At 53.6% G+C, this 24,257-nt stretch carries 22 protein-coding genes; 19 read left to right on the forward strand and 3 right to left on the reverse strand.

The genetic code is table 11. The features are described from left to right. The first annotated feature begins 57 nt into the window (after window positions 1-57). The 16 genes from YERSI8AC_RS10295 to YERSI8AC_RS10370 all read left to right on the forward strand — a co-directional run bounded on the left by YERSI8AC_RS10295 (window position 58) and on the right by YERSI8AC_RS10370 (window position 17,724). Complete coding sequence (locus tag YERSI8AC_RS10295) at window positions 58-5,277, forward strand: DUF4011 domain-containing protein (protein ID WP_159176697.1); 5,220 nt, start codon at window positions 58-60, stop codon at window positions 5,275-5,277. Between the two features lie 96 nt (window positions 5,278-5,373). After that, entirely contained in the window at window positions 5,374-6,000 is a 627-nt protein-coding gene (locus YERSI8AC_RS10300) for a LysE family translocator (protein ID WP_027959191.1), read from the forward strand. Window positions 6,001-6,043: 43 nt separating this feature from the next. Beyond that, the gene (locus tag YERSI8AC_RS10305; protein WP_201304209.1) at window positions 6,044-6,631 is read left to right on the forward strand and encodes an O-methyltransferase; all 588 of its coding nucleotides are present in this window, start codon (window positions 6,044-6,046) and stop codon (window positions 6,629-6,631) included. Between the two features lie 98 nt (window positions 6,632-6,729). Further along, a complete protein-coding gene (locus tag YERSI8AC_RS10310; RefSeq protein ID WP_138800265.1) occupies window positions 6,730-7,221 on the forward strand; it encodes an arsinothricin resistance N-acetyltransferase ArsN1 family B in 492 nt (163 codons plus the stop codon). A gap of 167 nt (window positions 7,222-7,388) precedes the next feature. Beyond that, window positions 7,389-7,793 carry a DUF1801 domain-containing protein gene (locus YERSI8AC_RS10315; RefSeq protein ID WP_159176699.1) on the forward strand — a complete coding sequence of 135 codons (405 nt, stop codon included), beginning with the start codon at window positions 7,389-7,391 and terminating at the stop codon, window positions 7,791-7,793. A gap of 52 nt (window positions 7,794-7,845) precedes the next feature. Continuing rightward, complete coding sequence (locus YERSI8AC_RS10320; protein ID WP_236557284.1) at window positions 7,846-9,066, forward strand: winged helix-turn-helix domain-containing protein; 1,221 nt, start codon at window positions 7,846-7,848, stop codon at window positions 9,064-9,066. A gap of 215 nt (window positions 9,067-9,281) precedes the next feature. Then, window positions 9,282-10,082: a hypothetical protein gene (locus YERSI8AC_RS10325; protein WP_138800268.1), complete on the forward strand. Its 801-nt coding sequence runs from the start codon at window positions 9,282-9,284 to the stop codon at window positions 10,080-10,082. 274 nt (window positions 10,083-10,356) lie between these two features. Then, window positions 10,357-11,154 carry a M48 family metallopeptidase gene (locus YERSI8AC_RS10330; RefSeq protein WP_159176701.1) on the forward strand — a complete coding sequence of 266 codons (798 nt, stop codon included), beginning with the start codon at window positions 10,357-10,359 and terminating at the stop codon, window positions 11,152-11,154. Between the two features lie 66 nt (window positions 11,155-11,220). After that, complete coding sequence (locus YERSI8AC_RS10335; RefSeq protein ID WP_159176702.1) at window positions 11,221-12,447, forward strand: GGDEF domain-containing protein; 1,227 nt, start codon at window positions 11,221-11,223, stop codon at window positions 12,445-12,447. 9 nt (window positions 12,448-12,456) lie between these two features. Further along, window positions 12,457-12,858: a DUF2784 domain-containing protein gene (locus YERSI8AC_RS10340; RefSeq protein WP_159176703.1), complete on the forward strand. Its 402-nt coding sequence runs from the start codon at window positions 12,457-12,459 to the stop codon at window positions 12,856-12,858. A 53-nt stretch (window positions 12,859-12,911) separates the two neighbouring features. Next, window positions 12,912-14,282 carry a CHAD domain-containing protein gene (locus YERSI8AC_RS10345; protein WP_159176704.1) on the forward strand — a complete coding sequence of 457 codons (1,371 nt, stop codon included), beginning with the start codon at window positions 12,912-12,914 and terminating at the stop codon, window positions 14,280-14,282. A gap of 88 nt (window positions 14,283-14,370) precedes the next feature. Beyond that, window positions 14,371-14,577, forward strand: a complete 207-nt coding sequence (locus YERSI8AC_RS10350; protein ID WP_022523750.1) for a ParD-like family protein — start codon at window positions 14,371-14,373, stop codon at window positions 14,575-14,577. Continuing rightward, complete coding sequence (map, locus tag YERSI8AC_RS10355) at window positions 14,570-15,361, forward strand: type I methionyl aminopeptidase (protein ID WP_041158375.1); 792 nt, start codon at window positions 14,570-14,572, stop codon at window positions 15,359-15,361. Before YERSI8AC_RS10350 ends, map begins: the two co-directional genes overlap by 8 nt. Before the next feature lie 197 nt (window positions 15,362-15,558). Further along, a complete protein-coding gene (locus YERSI8AC_RS10360) occupies window positions 15,559-16,872 on the forward strand; it encodes a S8 family serine peptidase (protein WP_159176705.1) in 1,314 nt (437 codons plus the stop codon). A gap of 69 nt (window positions 16,873-16,941) precedes the next feature. Then, window positions 16,942-17,181: a hypothetical protein gene (locus YERSI8AC_RS10365; protein ID WP_159176706.1), complete on the forward strand. Its 240-nt coding sequence runs from the start codon at window positions 16,942-16,944 to the stop codon at window positions 17,179-17,181. A 57-nt stretch (window positions 17,182-17,238) separates the two neighbouring features. Beyond that, complete coding sequence (locus YERSI8AC_RS10370; protein WP_159176707.1) at window positions 17,239-17,724, forward strand: VOC family protein; 486 nt, start codon at window positions 17,239-17,241, stop codon at window positions 17,722-17,724. Window positions 17,725-17,812: 88 nt separating this feature from the next. Here YERSI8AC_RS10370 and YERSI8AC_RS10375 read toward each other — a convergent pair whose 3' ends face one another. From YERSI8AC_RS10375 to kynA, 3 genes are all read right to left on the reverse strand, one after another. Then, window positions 17,813-18,577: an alpha/beta hydrolase gene (locus tag YERSI8AC_RS10375; protein WP_159176708.1), complete on the reverse strand. Its 765-nt coding sequence runs from the start codon at window positions 18,575-18,577 to the stop codon at window positions 17,813-17,815. Between the two features lie 12 nt (window positions 18,578-18,589). Further along, window positions 18,590-19,819, reverse strand: coding sequence for a kynureninase (gene kynU, locus YERSI8AC_RS10380; RefSeq protein ID WP_159176709.1), 1,230 nt, complete (start codon window positions 19,817-19,819; stop codon window positions 18,590-18,592). 83 nt (window positions 19,820-19,902) lie between these two features. Further along, window positions 19,903-20,739, reverse strand: coding sequence for a tryptophan 2,3-dioxygenase (gene kynA, locus YERSI8AC_RS10385; RefSeq protein WP_027959205.1), 837 nt, complete (start codon window positions 20,737-20,739; stop codon window positions 19,903-19,905). A 337-nt stretch (window positions 20,740-21,076) separates the two neighbouring features. Between kynA and YERSI8AC_RS10390 the strand changes: the two genes are divergently transcribed. The 3 genes from YERSI8AC_RS10390 to YERSI8AC_RS10400 are packed head-to-tail and all read left to right on the forward strand — an operon-like array spanning window position 21,077 to window position 24,243. After that, window positions 21,077-21,673 carry a LemA family protein gene (locus YERSI8AC_RS10390; RefSeq protein WP_170834116.1) on the forward strand — a complete coding sequence of 199 codons (597 nt, stop codon included), beginning with the start codon at window positions 21,077-21,079 and terminating at the stop codon, window positions 21,671-21,673. 18 nt (window positions 21,674-21,691) lie between these two features. Continuing rightward, window positions 21,692-23,671, forward strand: a complete 1,980-nt coding sequence (locus YERSI8AC_RS10395) for a M48 family metallopeptidase (RefSeq protein WP_159176710.1) — start codon at window positions 21,692-21,694, stop codon at window positions 23,669-23,671. Between the two features lie 32 nt (window positions 23,672-23,703). Beyond that, the gene (locus tag YERSI8AC_RS10400; protein WP_159176711.1) at window positions 23,704-24,243 is read left to right on the forward strand and encodes a GrpB family protein; all 540 of its coding nucleotides are present in this window, start codon (window positions 23,704-23,706) and stop codon (window positions 24,241-24,243) included. Window positions 24,244-24,257 lie beyond the last annotated feature (14 nt).

Raw genomic sequence — 24,257 nt, forward strand, 5'->3', positions numbered from 1 at the left:
TGGCCCAATAGACCACGCCTGAGCGACCACTGGCTTTAATCTTAAATAAGAGAGCCCATGCCTAACCAGAAATCACCCATCATCAAGATCCACGCAACGCTAGTGGAAAAGATCAACTTTGCCTGCCATCAAAGTGCGTTTGCGATACTGCGGGAGCTTCAGATCGAGAACCTGAATGAAGAGCAGGCACTCTCTGATCTTACCTTGACGTTGGCGGCGTCTCCTGGGTTTGTGAAGCAGAAGACCTGGACGGTGGATCGGTTGGCAGCGGGTGGGCTGCTCTCTTTAAAAGATCGGGATCTTGAGTTAGACGGTGGTTTCCTGTTGGGGTTAACGGAATCCATGCGTGGCTCGGTGACGCTTAGCGTTCGCCAGGGTGATGAAATTTTGGCTGAGCACGCAGTTCCGGTGGAGTTGTTGGCCTGTAATGAGTGGGGCGGGGCTGGCTATATGCCAGAGCTTTTGGCGGCGTTTTGTACGCCCAACGACCCGACGGTGGATCGGTTGCTGGGCCATGCCAGTCAGATTCTGCGCAAGGCGGGCAAGCCCGACCAGATTAATGGCTATGAGGCCAACAGCCGCGAGCAGGTATGGCTAATGGCCTCGGCCATTTACACCGCCATTGTCAAAATGCAGCTAGGCTACGCGCTGCCGCCCGCCAGCTTTGAGAGTAATGGCCAGAAAGTTCGCCTCCCCAACCATATTGAAAGCGCCAGGGTGGCGACCTGTCTAGATACCACCTTGCTATTCGCAGCAGCGCTGGAGCAGGCCCAGTTGAACCCACTGGTGGTGCTTACTAAAGGACATGCGCTAGTAGGGCTGTGGCTGGAAAAAGAGGATCTTGCCAGTGTGGTGGTCGATGAGGCAGAAACCCTTCGCCAGCGTATTCCACTGCAAGAACTCATTCTGATCGAGACTACCTACACCACCCAGCATCCTGCGCCGCCTTTTTCCAAAGCGGTTGAGGCGGGCAATAAGCAAGTGTCGTTGGCCAAGGATCACGAGTTTATCGCAGCGGTGGATATTCGCCGGGCACGGGCCCATCGCATCAACCCCATTAGCCTGAAATCTCAGTCAGAAAACGTTTTTGCAGCCAGCAATGTAGCTGACACTTTCGAGCCGCTTTTGGAAGACGCCCCCGAGTTGCCAGCAGCAACCGTGCATATGGAACAGGAGGTGTTTGAAGACTCACCGGGTGGCCGTTTGGAGCGCTGGCAACGTAAGCTGCTGGATCTATCTGCGCGTAACCCGTTGCTTAACCAGAAACCGAGTAAAAGTAGCCTGCCGTTGGTATGCGGTGACCCCAGCGCATTGGAAGATTTATTGGCCACTGGGGCGCGTATTTCTATTGCGCCTTTCCCCCGACTTCAGGGGCAAGATCAGGATGAGGATATTCATCGCCAGCGAACGGGTGAAGATCTGAAGGATGTATATTCCCGCGATGCGTTGGCCAAGAAGCAGGTGCTGGTAGAACTCACTCAAGAAGAGCTAGAAAAGCGCTCAGTGGAAATTTACCGCAAAGCGCAAACGTCGCTGAAGGAAGGGGGCTCCAATACCCTGTTTCTGGCGGTCGGGTTTTTATTGTGGAAACCGAATGACAAAGGCAGCCGCCGTTACCGTGCCCCACTGATTCTGTTACCGGTATCGCTAGAGCGAAAGTCGGTACGTAGCGGCGTGAAAATGGTCGCCAATGATGACGAACCGCGCTTCAACACCACGCTGCTAGAGCTATTGAAGAAAGATTTTGCCATCGACATTAACGGCCTCACAGGCGCTCTACCCGAAGATGAGAGTGGCGTCGACGTGGTCGGTATCTGGAACCGGGTACGCCATGCTATTAAGGCAGTGCCTGGGTTTGAGGTAGTGGAAGACGTAGTGCTTGGGCACTTCTCGTTCGCCAAGTATCTGATGTGGAAAGACCTGATGGATCGCTCCGAGGCGCTTAAGGAGAGCCCGGTGGTGAAGCATCTTCTCGACACCCCACGCGAGCCCTACGAAAGCGATATTCGCTTTGTGGATGCCAAGGATATTGACCGGGAATACACCCCGGCAGATTTGCTGACACCTCTGCCTGCGGATTCTTCCCAAATGTCGGCGATTGCCACCGCCGATCGGGGTAAAGACTTTGTCATCATCGGGCCGCCGGGTACCGGTAAAAGCCAGACGATCGGCAACCTGATTGCCCATATGCTGGGTAAGGGCAAAAAAGTACTTTTTGTATCCGAGAAGACTGCCGCCCTGGAAGTGGTACATCGTCGCCTGCGGGAAATCGGCCTTGGGCAGTTCTGCCTGGAGCTGCACTCCAACAAAGCGAAGAAAGCCGATGTGCTGGATCAGTTACGCACTTCCTGGAATAGTGCTTCCCAGACATCGGTAAGCGACTGGAAGGCGGAGGGCGAGCGCCTGAAAACCCTGCGTGACCGTTTGAACCGCGTTGTGAATGCCTTACATCATCGCCACCGGAATGGGCTGACGGCGCATTACGCGATGGGTATCAAAATACGCGATGCAGAGCTCGCCGCTAAGGTAAAGCTAAGCTGGGCCAACGGTGAGATACACGACGAAAAACAGCTAGAATATTTACGCGAAATGGCGGCGTTGTTGAGCGTGCAGGCGAAGGCCGTTGGCAATCTTGTCGATCACCCGCTAAGGGCTATCACTCATCATGACTGGCGGCCTCAGTGGCAGGAAGAGGTGGTCAGTGTTGCCCGCCAGCTCCAAGCCAGCGCCGACAAAATGTCCCAGGATTTAGCAGCCCTGGAGAAGGCGCTGGGGATTAGCTTGGGTACGGTAAATTTGGCCAAGCTTTCCGCCGTGGCGGAGTGTGGTCAAGTGCTGCTGGATGCCTATCGCCAGCAAGCCTCTTTTGCTCTGGAACCCGATGCGCCTGATCGGCTGGATGCACTGGAAGAAGCGGTCATTCAGCTTAAAACCTATATCGCTACCCAGCAAAAATTGAGCTGCAACTATGCGCCGCTGGCATGGCAAACGCTGGATGCAGCGGCGCTTGGCCCAACCTGGGCGGTGGCCAACGAAACCTGGTGGCCGAAAAGCTGGTTTGCCAAGCGCAGCGTCGTCAAGCAGATGCGCGCAGGCGGTGCTCAGGGCACCCCAAACCCAGATAACGATATCCCCGTACTGATGCAGCTGCGCGAAACGGGCGGCCATATTGATCGCCTGGATGGCGTACTGAAAGGGCTACGGGGCTGGGACGCGTATAACTCTGACCCCGATGCTATGGCCGCCTTGAAGCTATTGGGTTCTCGTGCCCGTGTAGCGGTGGGCAAGCTTGCTGATGACGCCGAGTCGCTGGCGATGCTGCGGGGTAAGATTCGTACGCTGCTCTATGATGCCAACGACCTGCTGGCGCCGGAGGCTCCCGTAGGTCGGGTGATCAATGACTTCAAAGCGACGCTTGAGGCATTTACGGCGCTTAAAATGCAGTTTGAAACGCTGATCGGCTCAACGCTGGATGGGCGTCTGGATACTCAAGTGCCTGCCTTGGAGACGTTAAGTGCTCACTGCCAGCAGATTGTCGACCACCATATTTCGCTGAAAGAGTGGTGTGCCTGGATGCGTCGCCGTTCTGAGGCGTTGGATTGCCAGCTTGGCCCGCTGGTAGAAGCCATTGAGCAGGGCAGCGTAACAGCGGATGAGGTTGAGGATGTTTTCGAAGCGGCCTACTGTGCCTGGTGGTCTTCAGCAGTGATTGGTGAAGATGAGGTTTTGCGCACCTTCTCATCGCCTGAGCATCAGGCCTCGATTCAACATTTCCGCGAGCTGGATACCCGCTTCAGCGCGCTGACGGCCCAATACATCGCGGCGAGTTTGTCCGGGGAGATTCCCGATCAGGACGGTATCCAGAAAAGCTCCTCCTGGGGCGTGCTGCGCCATGAGCTACAGAAAAAAATGCGCCATAAGCCGGTACGGGAGATGATGGAAACCATTCCCGATGCGATTACCACCCTGGCTCCCTGTTTAATGATGTCACCGCTCTCCATCGCTCAGTTCCTCTCCCCAGGGCAGGCGCTGTTTGACGTGGTGATTTTCGATGAAGCCTCGCAGATTACCGTGTGGGATGCGGTCGGTTCTCTGGCGCGGGGCAAACAGGTTATCGTGGCGGGCGACCCCAAACAGATGCCGCCGACGAACTTCTTTGGCCGCTCTGATGATGACCCGGATGGCGATGTTGACGGTGAGGGCGATCTTGAGAGTATTCTTGATGAGCTTATGGGCTCTAGTATCCCCCAGCGGGTACTGAATCTGCATTACCGCTCCCGCCGCGAGAGCCTGATTGCGTTCTCCAATAGCCGTTACTATGAAAACTCACTTGTGACCTTTCCAGCCCCGGTACACCCGGACAAGGGCGTTTCGCTGGTGCGACCAGAAGGGTTTTATGCCCGTGGTAAAGCACGCCATAACCAAGGGGAAGCGAAGGCCATAGTAGACGAGATCTTGAGGCGGCTAACCTCGGAAGATGAAGCGGTGTGCCGTCAGTCCATTGGGGTGGTGACCTTCAATACCGAGCAGCAGAGCTTGATTGAAGACCTGCTCGATAAAGCCCGCGGGGAAGACCCAAGTATCGAATGGGCATTCTCCGACGACGAGCTGGAGCCGGTCTTCGTAAAAAACCTGGAGACGGTACAGGGCGACGAGCGGGACGTGATCTTGTTTAGTATCACCTACGGCCCAGACGAGGCCGGTCACGTCACCATGAACTTCGGCCCGCTAAACCGTAACGGTGGTGAGCGTCGATTGAACGTGGCTATGACTCGTGCCCGCTCAGAAATGGTGGTGTTCTCCACTCTGACCCCGGAGCGTATCGATCTATCCCGCACCTCGGCCCGGGCCGTGGCAGATCTCAAGCACTTTTTAGAATATGCGGAGCGCGGTGCTTCAGCACTCGGCGCTGCCGTTCATGGCTCCGTGGGTGACTTTGAATCGCCGTTTGAGATTGCTGTTGCCAGAGGCCTGCAAGAGAAAGGCTGGATAGTCCATCCGCAAATCGGCGTTTCTGCCTACCGTATCGATATGGGCATTGTTCACCCGGACAAATCCGGTGTTTATTTGGCAGGTATTGAGTGTGATGGCGCTATGTACCACAGCTCAGCCTATGCCCGTGAGCGGGACAAGGTACGCCAGAGCGTATTGGAAGGATTGGGCTGGTCACTGTTTAGAGTCTGGTCAACGGACTGGTGGACAAATCGCGCTAAGGCGCTAGAGCTGTTAGATGCAGCTTTAACGCAGCAGTTGGAAAAGGCGCAAGCAAATAACTAAGTATTTTAAATTGACGGAATAAGCACCTCACAGAGCACTCCAATCATTGTTGAGCTTATGCTAACTTAGCATTAACAACCTGTGAGGTAGCTTTCCATGTCTATTGAAATCTGGTTCGCCTTTGCCCTGGCGTCAGTGGCATTGCTTGCTATTCCTGGGCCGACGATTTTGACCGTGGTCAGCTACTCTATTGCCCAAGGCAGGCGCGCCAATATTCCGCTTGTCGCTGCGGTGGCATTGGGTGATTCAACGGCGCTGCTCTTTTCACTGCTTGGCCTGGGAGCGGTGTTAGCCACCTCGGCATTTTGGTTCACCGTAATCAAGTGGATCGGCGGTTTATACCTGCTCTATATGGGCATCAAACTATTGCGTGCCGGTATATCCTCTGTGCAGCCAGTAACACCGGCGGTATCAGGTTCGCGCTGGAAGCTTTTCACCAATACCTATCTCGTTACTGCGCTCAACCCGAAGGGCATTATCTTCTTCGTCGCCTTTTTGCCGCAATTCGTCAGCCCGAACGCCGATGCTGGGCAACAATTGTGGATACTTGCGATCACGTTTGTGGCGTTGGCAACGCTGAATGCCACTCTTTACGCCGTATTCGCAACGTCGGTGCGCAAGATGCTGGCATCGCGTCGTGCCCAGCGTCGCTTCAACTTGGTTGGCGGAACGTTACTCTCTTCAGCGGGTGTCTGGGCGCTGCTTGCTAAGCGGCCTGTATAAGCAAAAGACGGTAAATTGGATGTGTTCGTATCGGGAGACAACTGTGAGTGAAACCCTTCAAGAACTGCTAGCGGAACTTGAGCAATTTGGCCAACAAAACGATGCTGCCATTTCTGAACGCCCAAGACGAATGCTCAATATCACTCGTGATACGGGGGAGTTTTTATCGGTACTTGTTCAAGCAACTGATGCCCAACGAGTGCTGGAAATTGGCACCTCGAATGGGTACTCCACCTTGTGGCTGGCTCAGGCAGTGCAGAGGATTGGTGGGCACGTTACCACCGTTGAGCTCTCCGAATTCAAGCTGGAGATGGCCTTGAGAAATTTTGAGCGCTCAGGCCTCTCTGATGTCATCACTCAGCATCGAGGGGAAGCGGGTGGTTTTCTAGAGAGGCTGGATGATGCCTGTTTCGACCTGCTCTTTTTAGACTCAAAGCGCTCTGATTATGTGAATTGGTGGCCGAATATCCAGCGAGTTTTACGCAAGGGCGGACTGCTTGTGGTGGATAACGCCACTTCCCATGCAGATGAAATGGCTGATTTTATGGCGCTGGTATCGGCAGATCCTGATTTCACCACGTGCACTGTACCTGTTGGCAATGGCGAGTTTCTGGCAACGCGGTGCGGGTAACGCCTGCTTAGCGTTAAAGGCGCCCTAGCTGATTCAGAAAGCGGAAGTCGATTTTTCATCAGTGAACCTAAACCGTCAGAATATAAATGGAATAAACCATGATCAGAGATGCCGTAGAGGGTGATTCGGAAGCCATAGCGCACATTTATAACCACTACATCGAAAATACCGCTATTTCATTTGAAGAAAAGCCAGTATTGGGTTCAGACATTCAAGGCCGGATTGAAAACGTTCAGGGGGCCGGTTTGCCTTGGGTGGTGGCAGTGGAAGATGATGCTGTGGTGGGCTATGCCTACGCTACCAAATGGAAAGAGAGAAGCGCCTATCGATTTTCAGTTGAAGTCAGCGTCTACCTTTCCAATCAGGCGCACGGTAGGGGCTTGGGTGTAAAACTGTACGAAACACTCTTTTCCACGCTCAAAGAGGGCGGGATACATGCGGTGATGGGCGGCATAACGCTTCCCAACCCAGCCAGTGTCGCACTGCACGAAAAAATGGGCATGAAAAAAGTGGCCCATTTTGAAAAGGTAGGGTTTAAGTTCGATCAATGGCACGACGTTGGCTATTGGCAGCTAAATCTGACTAACTGATAGTGACTCAACATGCTGAAAGCAAGGTTGATGTAATTAGACACTATGGACGTAACTCAGAATGGTGGGAGCCGGCATGTTGAGACTATCGTGGAACGATGGCCTTTCGGTTTGGTGTGATAGATGAATTTTATGCCTCTCGCTGCTAACCCTGGAGTAAGTTTAACGTGAATCCAGATGTTCAGGCTAAGTTTGAAAGCTACCCGAAAGGCGCACGGTGGCAGCTTGAGAGCGTGCGACAACTCATTCTGGCAGTAGCTGCTGAAGATGAGCTTGGCGATGTCGAAGAAGTGCTTAAATGGGGAGAAGCTAGTTATCTTGTCAAAGGGGGCACTACCATTCGAATCGACTGGAAACCTAAAGATCCAGACGTCATTAAGGTATTTTTTCACTGCCAAACATGTTTGATTGAAACGTTCAAAGAAATATATCCTGATGAATTTGAGTATGAGGGTAAGAGAGCTATTGTGCTCCCTCTGAGTGTGAATATCGAACAGGTTCCGTTAAGGCATTGCATCGAGTTGGCTCTGAAGTACCACAAGCTTAAGCGCTTGCCGCTTCTAGGCGTGTAGCCATTGGGTAAAGTGCAAACTTGTACTGTTAATGACGAGCTTCGAGGCAAGTATGACAATCACTGAAATTAAACGCCCACAAGAGCTGTCGCGCTTACGTCGCCTTGCTCTGGCTGCGCAAGGTTTGCTGCAGAATAAGCCTTATGGACGTGGCTTAGCCGGTGCCCGTAAAGCGATTAACCACCTGGGTTATGTTCAGATAGACACCATATCTGTGGTGGAACGAGCCCATCATCATGTTATTCACTCCCGAGTACCAGGGTTTGAGCCACACATGCTGAACCAGCTGTTGATCAATAAAGACATTTTTGAGTATTGGTCGCACGCGGCTGCATTTTTACCCATTACCGATTTTCGCTTTTCCTTGCCCTACAAAAACGCTATCAAAAGCGGGCAAACGCATTGGTTTAGATCACCTGATAAAAAGCTCATGGGAGAGTTGTTGGCTCGCATACGTTCAGATGGCCCGCTGCGGTCTCGAGATGTAGGGGCTAGCACCATAAAACGCGCAGGCTGGTGGGACTGGAAGCCAGCCAAAAAGGCACTTGAACAGCTGTATATGCAAGGCGATCTGATGGTCAGCGACCGCGACGGCTTTCAAAAGACATATGATCTAACCGAGCGGGTATTGCCATCCAACGTAAATTTACAGATGCCCTCCATGGAGGAGTTTGCAGCGCATCTTGTAGACCAACAATTACGCTGCCATGGCTTTGCTTCACTCAAAGGGCTGACTTATCTGCGCCGCAATACAGAGTTACGCAAAGCTGTGAATGCCCTGGTAAATGAAAGGTTAGCGCAGGGTGATTTAGAGAGAGTGAAAGTGAGCAGTGGCGATGTATTTATATTGGAAAGGGGAGCGCTCGAACGCCCTCTTCCTCGTTTGAAAGAGCGAATGTTGATTCTTTCCCCCTTCGATAACAGTGTCATTCAGCGGGAGCGGCTCAGGGCGCTATTTCAATACGACTATCAGCTGGAATGTTATGTGCCCGAAGCCAAGCGTCAGTATGGTTACTTTTGCCTGCCGCTACTTTATCGCGATGCATTTGTTGGCCGGATGGATTGTAAAGTCCATCGCAAAACCAGTCACTTAGAGATCAAGAACTTATATTTCGAGCCACACCCTTTTGATGAACATAGAGTCGTTACTGCTTTTGTGGAAGCCATCGTTCAGTTTTGTCATTTTCAAAAATCTGACTCCGTCTCTTTGAATGCAGTCCAACCTGAACACCTGACTCAGCGGTTGCGCAGCGCGTTAAAACCCCTGGGGTGAAAGGATCTAGGCAGGGGGGGTATCTAAGCCAGGCGTTGCTATTGGAAAAATTTTCCTCGGAGCCATGGCTTCAGGTACATGAATGTGTTGAATGACCGTTTCTAGCCGAATCAAAAACTTTCCTCCATATTAACAACGGGGCAGATGACGGCCTGCTGACGTAGATACGTTAGCTGCTATATTAGCGATAACGCTTAAGCGAGAGGATTGCACCAATGACAGGGACAAATAAACCATCAACGATAGCATTGTTGAGCGATAACCGGGTAAAGGTGCTCTTGGTCATCGCGATTATTGCGGTGGTCTGGGCCGTGGTGGCGCACACCATTGCTGGGTCGCGGGGAGACAGTATGGATGCGCTCGAAGCGCGTCTGGTTGAAACCGAGCGGGAGCATCAACAGATTCAGGCGGAGATGTCTGAGGTTGAAGCCGCGGAGCTTGATTTAGCAACACTGCAGCAGAGAATGAGCGCCCTTGAGGTTGAGCAAGCTGATGCTGAAGCCGAGCTAGCTTCGACGCGAGCAGATATTTCCCACGCTGAAGAAGATTTGAAGGCTTTACGGGGCGAGCGTGAAACCCGCGAAGAAGAAGTGGAGACCCTCAATGAGCAGGTCGACGAACGGCAGAGCAGCCTTGAAGAGCTGAATGAGAACTACGCCGAGGTAGAAAAAGAGAAAGAAGAGGCCGAAGCCGCCCGCGATGCCGCTCAACAGTCTCGTCAAGACGCAGAAGACGCTCGCAGCGAGGCTGAAGCAGACCTTGAAGCGCTCAACGCCGAGATTGAAGAGGCCGAAGCCGCCAGCGATACCGCGCAACAGGCTCGTCAAGAGGCAGAAGATGCCCGCAGTCAGGTTGAAGCTGACCTTGAAGCGCTAAATACTCAGATAGAAGAGGCCAATAACCAACTTTCAGCAGTCGGTGATCGGGTAAGTGAGTTAGAAGCAACGCGTGATGCGCTCACCATTGAAATCACTTCCCTCGAAGTGATGCGTGACGAAGCGCAAACGCCTGAATGATTTGCAGCCTTAACGCATAGCATCTTGCAGCACAGCGATATAGGCGTGCCTCCCCGCCACTGGAACGGGGAGGTCATCGACGGTATCTACCGCCCCATAAGGTGCGGAAGGCTCGTTATAGCTTAGTACTGGGCTGGATCATGACCGCCTGTTTGTAGCCTACGATAACGACCGGCACCTTGGGCTGGGTAGCGTTGATGAACGCAACGAGCGCCACGCCTGCGAAGCGCCTTACACTCTACTGCACATTTCTTAATCCAGGCGATACTATCCGATGCATCGGCGATTTCTGTTACCTCTTTTCCTTTTGATGTTGCTGGCCTCTTTGGCTGGCTGTGGGGAAACGCCCACCGGGCGCTCCCAATTGGCGTTAGTACCGAACGCGTTAATGGCTGACATGGGGGAAGATGCCTGTAATCAGCTACGCAATAGCCAGCCGATCAATCGCGATACGCAGGCTAATCAATTGGTGCAGTGCGTGGCCGAAAAAGTGGTGGCTGGCGCTGAGGCGAGCTACCCAGGGCTCGCTTTCCCTGAACGCTGGGAAGTGGTGGTATTTGACGATGCTTCCCCCAATGCGTTTGCTCTGCCGGGTGGACGCATCGGGGTGCATAGCGGGCTACTGCGAGTGGCCGAGACGCCAGCCCAGCTAGCGGCGGTGATTGGGCACGAGGTGGGGCATGTGTTGGCGGATCATGGCAATGAGCGGCTTACCCAGCAGCTTGGCATTAAAGCCGTGTTATTGGTGGTGGGGTTATTAGGGGAAGAGGAATTTGGCAACCAGCAACTGATGCAGGCCTTGGGTATCGGTGCCCAGCTGGGCATTAGCCTGCCTTTCAGCCGCACCCATGAGGAGGAGGCCGATTTGATGGGCTTGGAAATTATGGCCCGTGCGGGGTTTGACCCGCAGCAGAGCGTGACCCTGTGGCGCAACATGGCTGCTAGCGGTGGTGGTCAGCCCCCTGAATTTCTTTCTACGCATCCTGCCCATGAATCGCGCATTCGGGCATTACAGCAAGGGCTGGAAAAGGCCACGGCCAGCTATCGTACGGTTACGCCTGCTGAATGTTGAGGTGAGTGGTATCGCGTTATTGATAAAATAAGAAAAATTGCCACGTGACGTCGGGAGTGTGGGGCTGTGCCATTACAGAAACAACAGTATCAGGTGCATGGGTTAACCGGGCAGTTTTGCGATGCCAGCCGTGAGTTGATGTATCGCCGCTCTATCCAGGAAAGCGTGCGGCTTGAGTTTAGCTTTGCTGTGGGCGTTGCGGCATGTGTCTTTGGCATGTTCGCGATTGCGGATTACTACCTGCTGGGCCTTACCAGGGAGTTCTATCTGCTGCTTACCATGCGAATAGTGGTGGTGAGCATTTGCCTGTTGGTGGCACTCGTTGTGCGGCGCTGGGGTGGCAATGATTACCGTGCTTGGTTGCACGCCTTACCGCTGTGGGTATTTGCCACGGGCATTATATTGATTGTCCCCCTACGACCCGAAAGCCTCCCCACTCAAATCACCGCGGTGGTGGTGGCTACCATGGCGTTTTATCTTCTGATTCCCAATCCGCTAACAGTCGTGACAGCGGCCAGCCTCTATTTAAATATTGGCTTTTTAGTGGCTGCGGTGCTGTTCGCAAGTCTTGCCCCGATAGCGACGCTACTGGTCGCACTGTTGCTGATTATGGGCAGCGTTGTAGGGTTTTTCGCCCTGCTGCGCTTGGAATGCCTGCAGCGTAAGCAATATGCACTGCTTCAAGAAGAGCGAGAGAATAACCACCAGTTACACAAAGAGATCGCGCACCGAAAATCACTGGAAGAACAGCTGAGGGTAGTCGCTGAGCAGGACGCGCTGACCAGCCTGAATAATCGCGGCCATTTTATAAAACTGGCTAAAGATCTGTTGCAGCACTCGCAAACCCACAAGGTGCCATTCAGCCTGTTTATGATCGATGTGGATCACTTCAAACACATTAACGACACCTGGGGGCATAGCCATGGGGATTGGGTGCTAACCAAGATTGCCGAAGTCTGTGCAGAATCGCTGCGCCCAACGGATGTGATAGGACGTTTTGGTGGTGAAGAGTTTGTTGTCGCACTCCCAGACACCAGCTCGAGCGATGCGCAAATGGTAGCAGAGCGTTTGAAAAAGAAGGTGGCTGAACTTTCGTTAACAGAAGAGATGGGCAAACTGCGCCCAAGCGTCACCGTTGGCGTGGCGGCTACCGATTCAGAGAAAGCCGATCTGGAGTCTTTAATTAAACGAGCGGATGAGATGCTTTATGTTGGCAAACGCGCTGGGAGGAACCAAGTCGTCGTCTGCAGCGATGTTGTCGAAGCACCAGATTCACCCGTTGGTAACAAGTAGCATTTTCCTATGCCCCCCTCACTGCTGCTAATGCTCGCCGACATTCTTCTAATTCTCCACGTGCTGTTTGTGGCCTTCGTGGTGTTAGGCCTGGTCACAATTTACGCAGGCTATTTCTTCAACTGGCGGTGGGCTCGCAATAAAACCTTCCGCATCGTACATCTATGCGCCATAGGTTATGTGGTGGTTCAGGCTTGGCTTGGCGTGGTTTGCCCGTTAACCACCTGGGAAATGGCGCTGAGGGCAGAGGCAGGCGCCGTCACCTATTCGGGCTCGTTTATTCAGAACTGGCTGCACAGCCTGCTCTATTTCACTTTTCCAGAGTGGGTGTTTGCGGTGGTGTACACGCTATTCGGTAGCCTGGTGTTGGCCAGTTGGTTTGTGGTGAAGCCTCGTCAGCACTCTTCCTAGAAGATGGGCGTGTACTAAACTTTGCGTATCACACTGTGCTTGGGAGCGAATCCATGCGGCACCTATACCTAATGCGGCACGCCAAGGCTAAGCAGCCCAGTGGCGATATGACCGACCATCAACGACCGTTGCGAAAGCGTGGTAAACGTCAGGCAGCGGCGATGGCGCATGTGCTGCAGCACTGGCAAGCGTTAGAAGGCGGGATTTACGCCAGTACAGCGGCTCGCACGCGGGAAACCTTCGACGAGATCGCAGCGCAACTGCCTGATCGTACCCTGGTCAATCAGGTTCACTTCGATGAAGACCTTTACACGTTCGATGGTGGCGGGCTGCAGGCATGGCTCGAATCGCTGCCGAATGAAGCCGAAAGGGTGCTGGTGATTGGGCATAACCCGGCGCTGCATGATCTGGCTCGTTGGCTCGACAAGACCGCGCCGCATTCGCTGCCCACCGGGAGCGTGCTGCATTTCACGCTGTCCGGCTCTTCCTGGGAAAGCGTGAGGCAGGGCGGAGCCAAGCTGGCAGGGTGCCAGACCCCGGAAGCGGCCAGTTATCCTCTTTTTCAGCGCCTTGCCCCCCGACCACCCAAACGCAATAACGACACTACCAGCCGCATTCGTGACATGCTGGAGCACCAGTATCAGATGATCCGTACCTTGGAAGCTGGTGTCATCGCAGGTGTTGATCCTGAGTTCCTGCACCAGTACCGGGTCAATCTGCGTCGTAGCCGGGCAGTGGGTGAATCCGTGCGCGCCATTACCCGAGTGCCTGGCCTGAAAAAGATGCTTAAGCGGCTCAAGCAACGTGCCCAGGCTACCAGTGACCTGCGTGATATTGATGTGTTTCTGGAGGATATGGCCAAGACGCCCCCGCCGCTCACTTCTGGTAGTCGCCAGGGATTGATGCAGTGGCTCCAGGCTTGCCAGCGGGAACGCCTCCAGGCGCTATGTCAGCAGTTAAATGCACCGGCGTATGCTGAGGAGATGGAGGCATGGCAGCACTTTATCGCTTCCGATGACGTTGGCAAGGCACTTTCGAAACTTACGCCAAAGCGTATCCGTACGGTACTGAATGAGCGTATCGCACGCCACGATGAAGACCTGGCGGCACTCTCGCTGGATACCCATGACACCGGGTTCCATGAACTGCGGAAGGGCGTGAAGCGGATTCGTTACCTGGCTGATCTGAATCCAGAGACCCCTGAGCCGTTTCTGTCCCAATTGAAGCACCGCCAGCGCCTGCTCGGGGAGTATCAAGACCTGTGTTCTCGTCAGGCCTGGCTGGATGCCTTTGGCGCAAGCCCCGATAACGACCCGCAGCAACAGCAGGAGTGTGTTCAGTGGCGCGATTCGTTAGAGAAGCCGAAGCTTGTGCTGCGCAAAGAAGTATTGGCGTTGGAACCTATGGCCAACGTGTCCCCGTAACAACGTAATCAGGTAGCCTTGCCGCCAATCGTTACGCGATATATGATTCGTATATGCTTCATATTCGTTTCATATATTAGGTGGTGTGATGGGTATCGTTAAGATCAATGACCAGTTGCATGAGGATATTCGCAAGGCAAGCACTGTCATGGTGCGCTCAATCAATGCCCAGGCAGAGTACTGGATAAAGGTGGGCATGCTGGCTGAGGCCAATCCGGGAATGACCTTCTCTGACATCATGCGTGAGCAAATGAAGCAAGCCGACGTTGAAGTAAGGAAGGTGGTCGGTGAGTGAGCTGACGCTAAAAAGCGAGGAGGAGTTGCGTTTGATGCGGGAAGCCGGACGGCTACTCGGATTGGTGTTCAGTCATCTCGACCAACGGATAGCGCCCGGCGTATCCACCATGGCTATTAACGATTGGGCTGAGCGCTATATCGTCGATCAATTGCAGGCTCGCCCGGCCAGTAAGGGGCAATACGATTACCAGTACGTATTGAATGCTTCAGTCAACCACGTGGTGTGCCATGGCATTCCATCCGAGAAGCAAATACTCAAAACAGGCGATATCGTCAATGTCGACATTACCCTGGAGAAAGACGGCTTTATTGCTGACTCCAGCAAGATGTATCTGATTGGCGATGTGACTCCCTATGCCAAGCGACTGGTCGATAAAACCTACGAGGCCATGTGGCAAGGAATACAAGTGGTTAAGCCCGGTGCCACGTTGGGTGATGTAGGCTACGCAATTCAGCAATATGCCGAAAAACACGGATACTCTGTCGTTCGTGAGTATTGTGGCCATGGCATTGGTCGCGAAATGCATGAAGAGCCGCAGGTGCTGCATTACGGGAAGAGAGGCAGAGGCCTGGCGTTGAAAGAAGGGATGGTGTTTACCATCGAGCCTATGATTAATCAGGGCAGGGCCAAGATAAAAACCAAGCGGGATGGCTGGACGGTGGTGACCAGTGACAAGAAATTGTCTGCTCAGTGGGAGCATACGGTAGCGGTCACATCCTCTGGTTTCGAAGTGCTAACACTCCGCGATGACGAGTGCCTCCCTACTGAGATTAACCCATAACGGCCATGATCTATCCTCCTTCGTTTAAGCGCCCTGTATGTTTAAGGGCCGTAGCCTGAAATCGATCTGGCGAAGCATATCAGGTGCGTTAAGCTGAAATGGTGGGTGTGGCATAGCTAGGCATGCTTTCTCTTGCATGGAGTCTATGATTCACCTATTCCATATCGCTTAACAGCTAAATGAAAAGGATGTCTACGATGGCGAAAAAACCGACAGGTAAAGGTAAAGGCAATACGCCAGTGGGTGAGTCACTCGCCACTGTTTCATGCGGCACCGAAAAATTGCTATTGGCGGCCTTAGAGCGGGGCGGCAGTTGCCTTGAAACCGGGCGCTTTCTGATTAGCTATCGTGAGGGGCGGGTAGAAGAAGGCATTAAGTCGCTAAAAGCCCAGAAATTTCGCATCGCTGATGCGCGGGATTTCACCGATCAAGCCGTTAGCCTGGAAGATGCCGGAGATGCTGAGGCAATGGTATTTCCGGAGCTTGGAGTGGCACTGGTAGGCGGCGATGCCCTGCAGCAGCATGGCATGAGTGCGCTGGGTAAGGTTGCAGCGGATAGTCCCATCGAAATTATTGAGCCAGAGTATTTCGCCTTTTCTGAAAATTCTGAATATCTACGGGGTTTTTTGCGGGCAGCCAGCACCATCGCTCGTGATCTTGGCGTTGAGCTGGATTTGGAAGAAGGCGAAGAGAACCTTGAAGAGGACGCCCTTCGGCCAACTTGGGGGCTAAAACGCTGTAAGGTGCCGCAAAGTCGCTGGAGTGGCGCGGGTATAAAAGTCGCCGTTCTGGATACCGGGATGGATCTTGGCCACCCGGATTTCGAGGGTAGGGAGTTCGTTACCCGCTCATTCGTCGGGGAGCCGGTGCAGGATATTAACGGGCACGGTACTCACTGTATCGGCACGGCCTGTGGCCCCCAGGCGCCCGGTGAAAACACTCAGCGTTACGGGATCGCGTATGAGGCGCAGGTCTTCGTCGGCAAGGTGCTGACCAACTCGGGCAGCAGTACCGGGGCGGGCGTTCTCGCTGGCCTAAACTGGGCCATCGCCAACCGCTGTGAGGTGATCTCGATGTCGCTTGGCAGCCAGAGCCCGGTGCAGGCCGCCTACACCCATGCTGGTGAAGCGGCGCTGCGTAATGGGTGCCTCGTTATCGCTGCAGCGGGAAATTCTGCAACCAATACAGGGGCGCCTGCCAACTCGCCTACCGTGATGTCGGTGGCGTCTCTCGATCCGAACCTGAAGCCTTCCAGCTTTTCCAATCATGGCAAGATCGAAATTGCCGCGCCTGGGCGCGATATCTTCTCCTCATGGCCCCGGCCCACTCGCCATAAGACGATCAGTGGCACCAGCATGGCGGCACCACACGTGGCAGGCTGCGCGGCACTGTGGGCACAGTCTGATGCCTCATTACGGGGAAGGAAACTGTGGCAACAGCTAGTGGCTTCGGTGCAAGAGCTGCCATCGCCTGAATCCCGCGTGGGAGCTGGGTTGGTACAAGCGCCTTGATGTTGGGCGACGCACTGGGCAGGCGCTCCTTTCAGGCCGGCCAGTGCACTTACTAGGGAGGTACGCCAGATGTCAGCGGTAGCGCTATGGTTGATCACTATTTCCAGCGATCAACCGATAAATGAAATGGCCACACGTCTCAGCGCTGAAGGATTAAATATCCAGGAGGTGCTGGAGGAGATCGGTTGCATTACCGGCTCGGCTGACGATGCCACGGCGGAACGGCTAAAACATATCGAAGGCGTCTTGGATATTGCCCCTGATAGGCAGATTGATTTAGGGCCGCCGGGCTCTGAAGAGACTTGGTAAGTTCAGCCAATATTTCACTGGGCTTGATGAACACTATGTTTTTAGTGGAGATGTGATATGGCAACCCCCGCAAAGAACACTGTTTGCCTTTGGTACGATGGTGGTGCAGAAGAGGCAGCGCGCTTTTACGCTGATACCTTTCCTGATTCGTTTGTCAGGGCGGTTCATCATGCACCGGGAGACTTCCCATCGGGTAAGCAGGGGGATGTATTGACCGTCGAGTTTACCGTGTTGGGCATTCCGTGCCTTGGGCTTAACGGCGGGCCTGGGGTTGCGCATAATGAGTCGTTCTCTTTTCAGGTCTCAACGAATGACCAAGCCGAAACGGATCGCTATTGGAATGCCATTGTTAGCAATGGTGGCGAGGAAAGTGCCTGTGGCTGGTGCAAGGATAAATGGGGAATATCGTGGCAGATAACGCCTGCTGTACTGATTAACGCCATTACCGACCCTGACCCTGCCGCCGCTAAACGCGCATTCGACGCAATGATGCAGATGAGAAAAATCAACGTCGCGGAAATAGAGGCGGCGCTTCACGGTTGAGACAGGGTGGGTGATACTGTTTTTACGTTATTCGACCGCTTAGTGTTGGTCATTGTTGTACGTACTTCTGCCGATTGTTTGTTCAAACTCATAGAGCATCTAACACATCAAAGTGATCGCAATTAGCTATATCCACGAGCTCGACTTGGATATGGCTAGTTTTTAACGCTGCAACAAAATCGTGTGTTTGTTGGCGAAAAGCGGGCGGATCGCTTTCGGCGATCACCACTTGGCATGAGGGTAGTTTGCTCGAATCGGCAAATATAGGACTTAACGCAAGCGCTTGGGGTGGAGTGAGCTCCAGCGCTTCGTTAACGTAGGTATCCACCAATGGCGTTAGGTCATAAACGCCGCTAACCAGTATCAACTTATCAATGGGTATATCACCACTGGTGGCTACCCAGTAGGCTAGCTGGGCACCGGCGCTATGGCCGCCTAATACAATAGACCACACGCCACCGTTATCCGCGAGGGCGTTGCATGCCGCCCCAATCCCCTCAATGCATTGGCTCACCATGGTGTTAATGGAGGTTTCCGGTGCTAAGCCGTAACCCAGGGAGGCGAAGGCCATACCACGGGCCAGGTAGCGTTCAGCCAGAAAGTCCGTCGCGGTGTTATCCAGCGCCTGCCAGTAGCCGCCGTGAATAAATAGCATCAATGGCCAGGGGCCCGCGGTACTTTCCGGGACGAACAGGTTGAGACGGGCCGCCGGATCTTCACCGTAGCGCAGGGTAATCGGCTGGTGGCGTGCCACCAGGTCGATACCTAAAGCTGCCTGGCGCGTTAAAGTGGCTTCGAAATCCCGAGCGAAATGGCTCGGCGAGTAGGCGAGGTTCAGGGGTATTTCAGTCATAACATACCTCTATTAGGTAACGGCATCACGCACATGAAACTGCGGATCCTGGTACTCACCGCTTTCCATTACCTCGCGGAAGTGCTGGGCGGCCTGCCAAACATCTTCAAAACTGAGATACAGCGGGGTAAAACCAAAACGCATTAGGCCGGGTTCCCGGTAGTCGCCGATCACACCGCGGGCAATCAAGGCTTGAACGATAGCGTAGCCGTTTTGACTATCCACCAGTGATACCTGGCTGCCGCGCTCACTGGCTGATGGGGTTATATCGTCAATATTATGAGTGGTAAAAATATCGCTTAAACACTCTCGAAACAGGTCGCTCATTGCCAGACTTTTTTCTCTCAGCGCCTGCATGTCCACCTCGCTCCATAGGGCGAGTGAGGCTTCCAGAGCGGCGTAGGCAAGTGCCGAATGGGTGCCAGTGCGAAAGCGGGAAATATCCCCCGCTGGGGTGTAATCCGCTTCAAAAGCGAAGGGCGATGCATGGCCGTGCCAGCCGGAAAGCGGCTGCCAACCTTTGTCTTGGTGATCGCTATGCACGTATAAAAAAGCTGGCGCGCCAGGGCCGCCGTTAAGGTACTTGTACGTACAGCCTACGGCGTAGCGAGCACCGCAACCGTTTAGATCAATGGGCAGTGCGCCTGCGGAATGGGCCAAATCCCAGATGACTTCCGCGCCGTGGTCGTGCACCAGTTTCGTGGTGGTGGCTATATCGCGTAATTTGCCAGTACGGTAATTAACTTGGCTCAGTACCACCACGGCTACACCGTCGAGGTGTTCGGCCAAGTTGCCTCCTTCGGGCAGGAAGCGGTGCTCGGCGCCACTCATCCGGCAATAGCCTTGGGCGATGTAGCCATCGGTCGGGAAGTTGCCGCCTTCGCTAAGAACCGCCTGGCGACCCTCCTTGCCTTGGCCGAGGATATACCCCAGCAGCTTGAAGATATTTAGCGTGATATTGTCAGTGACGCTTACCTCACCGCGTTGCGCACCAATCACCGGGGCTAGCAGATTGCCCAAGCGTTCCGGAGCATCGAACCAGCCCTGGTTCCAGCCTTTGATCAGTTGGTCGCGCCATTGATCCAGAGTCTCATCGACCGCCTGTTTGGCGGCCTTCGGTTGAGCGCCCAGTGAGTTCCCATCAAGATAAAGCACGCCTTCAGGCAGGGCGAAATGGCTTTTAAAGTCTGCCAATGGGTCTTGGCGGTCACGCTCACGAACACTATCCAGGCTTACAGGCATATGGCTGCTCCGAAAAATTGTATGTCGCTGTTTTGAATATCAAGACGGTAGTTAAACTGGGTGCGCAGCAGCGCGCCAAGTGCTTATATCGTCGTCCGAACACTCCACAGTTCCGGGAAGAACTGAAGATCCAGCGCTTTGACCAGATAGTTCACCCCAGCCGTTCCGCCTGTGCCGCGTCTATAGCCAATGATACGCTCGACCGTTTTCATGTGGCTGAATCGCCAGCGCTGAAAGTTGAATTCGACATCCACCAATTTTTCAGCAAGCTCGTATAAATCCCAGTGTTGTTCGCTGTTGCGGTAGATTTCCGTCCAGACCGCTTCCACCTCGCTACTGGCGGTGTAGGGGATACTCCAATCGCGTTGGGTTTTGCTTTCCGGAATGCTGAAACCGCGTTTGGCAAGCAGCTGCAGCACGATATCGTAAAGACTGGGCGAGTGGAGGGATTCCTGAAGTTTTTGGTAGTGTTTGGGTTTTGATCTGTGGGCTTCGATTAGCTTGGCGTTCTTGTTACCCAACAGGAATTCCATTTCCCGATATTGATAGGACTGAAACCCAGAGCTTTGGCCAAGGCTGTCTCGGAAGCTGGCATAGTCGGCGGGGGTCATGGTGACCAACACTTCCCAGGCCTTGATAAGCTGTTCCTGAATTCTGGAAACCCGCGATAGCATCTTGAAAGCAGGGCGCAGGTTATCTTCTTGAATATGCGCTGCGGCACCATGAGCTTCGTGAAGGCAAAGTTTGATCCATAGCTCCGATACTTGATGGATAACGATGAAGAGTAATTCATCGTGTTCATCAGAAGCCGGATTTTGGCAAGCAAGCAAAGGTTCCAGATCCAGGTACTGGCCGTAGCTAATATCCTGATCCCAATGAATGGCTTCATTATCGACGCTGTTTTCTTCAGGAGTCGTCATTTTATTCTGCCTTGGTTGCTGTGCAATGTGTGGTTGTTGTCGTTTGTTTGCAAGCCTGTTCTTTAGGTTCACCTAAGTCCCAGAGTATACCGGCGGCGAGCTTCAGACCCTGCTCGATAATCGTTTCGAGCAGGTACTGATACGATCACAGTGTTTTATGAGAAAGGTGATCTTGAGCAATGCTATGTCGACATTCCCTTTCTCCCTAAGCTTGCAAAGTGATGTGTGAACGTCGGATATTGAACTTGGTGGCTACTTTTTTCACTAGCTAGGCATTCATTGTCTAGCTTTTCATAGACCGGCTTTTACTGACGAATGCCTACTATAAGGAAGAACCATAGTGCTCACTATCATCATCACTGTGGCGATCATCGCCGTTATCGCGTTTTACGTCATCGGTATCTACAACCGACTTGTGTCTTTGAAAAATCGCTTTGAGAACGCCTTTGCGCAAATTGAAGTGCAACTTAAGCGTCGGCATGACCTGATTCCTAATCTGGTAGAGACCGCAAAAGGTTACCTCAGCCATGAACGGGAGACGCTGCAGTCGGTCATCGAGGCTCGTAATACAGCCGCCGCTGGGCTAAAAGCGGCCGCGGCAAACCCAGGCAGTGCCAAAGCCATGGCAGACCTGGGCGGTGCAGAGGGCGTGCTGACACAGGCGATGGGGCGGCTCAATGTGGTCATGGAAGCCTACCCGGATCTAAAAGCCTCAGAAAATATGCAGCAATTGTCAGAAGAGCTAACCAGCACTGAAAACAAAGTGGCCTTTGCGCGGCAGTCATTTAATGATGCGGTGATGCACTACAACACCTATCGGCAGAGCTTCCCGCCGGTAGCAGTGGCGGGCATGTTCGGCCATGGGCAGGATGCCTCGTTGTTAGAGTTTGAAGACAGCGCCCAGATTCAAGCGGCGCCGACGGTGTCGTTCTAAGCTCAGGGAAAACGCGACATGGATTTTTTTACCGCGCAGGATAACGCTCGTCGTAAAACCGGGCGTCTGGTCGTTTTGATGGTACTGGCAGTACTTGCCCTGATTGCTGTTACCACGCTGGCAATTACCATCGCGCTGCATTTAATGGGGGAGCAATCCGCTACACAAACCAATCTTTCTGCTCAGGGAATGTGGTCGGCACTCTCGATTGAACTGGTCACTGGCGTTGCTATTGCAGTGTTGGCCGTCGTAGTGCTGGGCGGGCTATTCAAACGCAGTCAGCTAAGGCGTGGTGGCCGGGTAGTGGCAGAAGCCCTTGGTGGACGCGAGATCAATCTTAATACCCGTGATGCTGATGAGCGGCGTATTCTCAATGTGGTCGAAGAGATGGCGATTGCCTCTGGTACGCCAGTGCCCTCCGTGTATGTGCTGGAGGAGGAGAGCATCAATGCCTTCGCCGCCGGTTATCAAACCAATGATGCAGTGATCGGGATTACCCGTGGCACGATCCAAAACCTGACGCGGGATGAACTGCAGGGCGTCGTAGCGCATGAGTTTAGCCATATTCTGCATGGTGACATGCGGTTGAACATGCGCCTGATCAGCATCCTCCATGGCATCCTGATTATTGGCTTATTGGGCGGTACACTGCTGCGCAGTATGCGTTTTCGACGGGTGGGCGGTGGAAAACGCGACAACTCAGGCGCTGTCGTTTTAGCACTGGGGGCGGTGCTAATGCTGATCGGCTACGCGGGTACCTTTTTTGGCAATTTGATCAAATCGGCGGTCAGTCGGCAGCGTGAATATCTGGCGGATGCCTCTGCGGTGCAGTTTACCCGTAACCCTAAGGGGATTGGTAATGCGCTGGTTAAAATCGGCTCGCACAGCCAGGGTTCTCACCTGCAAGCGACACAGGCGGCGGAATTCAGCCACCTGTTCTTCGGTCAAGGCGTACGGCAGGGGTTTAGCCAAATGATGGCCACCCATCCGCCGATTAAAGATCGTATCAAGCGGGTCATGCCTGATTGGAATGGCCGCTTCGAAGCCACTGTCAATGGCCATCAGAACTGGCCCACCCAGCAAACCGAGAATCACGCACCTGAAATTGAAGGCGACGGTGAGCGGTCTGAAGCAGAGCCCAGATTTGGCTCGGGAACAGCAACGGGAACGGGGGCAATGGCGGCTGTGTTAACCGGTGCCTCTGCTCAAACTGCCATTAACACCATGGGCCAGCCTGACCAGCGCCATCTTAATCAGGCTAGAGCGACATTAGATGCGCTGCCTGAGCGGGTTAAAAGCGCCGCCCATGAGCCCCATGCCGCTCGTGCTCTGATCTATTCACTGCTGCTCAGCCAGGATAAGACAATGCGTAGGCATCAGCTTAAGGCGTTGCATCAAGTTGCACTGCCAGATGTTTACCGAGCGCTGATGGATTATGGCCCTGAAATGTTGAGGCTGGATGTACAGTTACGCTTGCCACTGATTGAACTGGCGCTGCCAGCGTTACGCTCGCTTTCGATGGAGCAGACCCAACACTTTCGCCTCTGTATGGAACGGTTGATCGAGGCAGATGGTCAGGTCAGCCTGTTGGAGTGGACGCTATATCAGTTGGTGTTGAATAACATCAGCAAGCAAGGCAGTGGGCCTTCAAACCTCAAGATAAACGACCTGCAACGGGAGTGTCAGATGCTACTCACGGTGCTTGCCACCGCCGGGCAAGATGACCCGGTTGAGATAAGCGCCGCGCTCAATGCCGCTGAGAGTGAGCTGCCGTTCTCATTGAGGGCCACTGACGATATAAGTGATATGCGTGCGCTCAGCCTGGCGGTTGAGCGTTTGCGGCGTTTAAAGCCTTTGCATAAGCCTGCGCTGTTGCAAGCGATGGCACGCTGTATTGAACATAGCGGACGTATTTTGCCTGCCGAAGCCGAGCTGTTCCGTGCTATGGCCGATATTCTCGATTGCCCAATGCCGCCACTGTTATCAGATGAGGCATAGGCAACAATTTTCGATACAAGGGAACCTCAACCATGGATGAAACGGAATCTTTAAATCGAGCCATCCATGAGGAGGTCGCGCTATTTCCATATGATATGGCTTGGCCAGCTCTATTCGAGAAGGAGCGAGACAGGCTGCTGGATTTATTTCCAGATGAATTTCTAGCCATTGAACACATCGGAAGTACCGCTGTTCATGGTCTCTCGGCCAAGCCAATCATCGATATCCTGGCAGGCGTAGAGTCAATGCACCAGGCTGATGACTTGCTGGAGCCGTTGTGCCGTGCCAAATATGCGACATCATTAGCGTACAACGCTTCCTTGGTCGGGCGGCGTTGGTTAATGCGATGGGCCGAGGGGCGTAGGACGCATCATCTGCATCTGATGGTGTATGGCGGTGAAGAGTGGCATCGGCGATTGGCTTTTCGCAATAGACTGCGCGCTGATACTGAACTGGCGCAACGTTATGAGAAAAACAAGCGCCTGTGGGCGGCGGAATTTACGTCAGACCGAGAAGCCTATACGGCGGCGAAAGGGGATTTCATTAAACAGGCGCTCAAGAATGCCTCTTAACCACAGCAGTCAAT

Origin of the sequence: Halomonas sp. 113, from assembly GCF_904067645.1 — a bacterium.
GTDB classification, from domain to species: domain Bacteria; phylum Pseudomonadota; class Gammaproteobacteria; order Pseudomonadales; family Halomonadaceae; genus Vreelandella; species Vreelandella titanicae.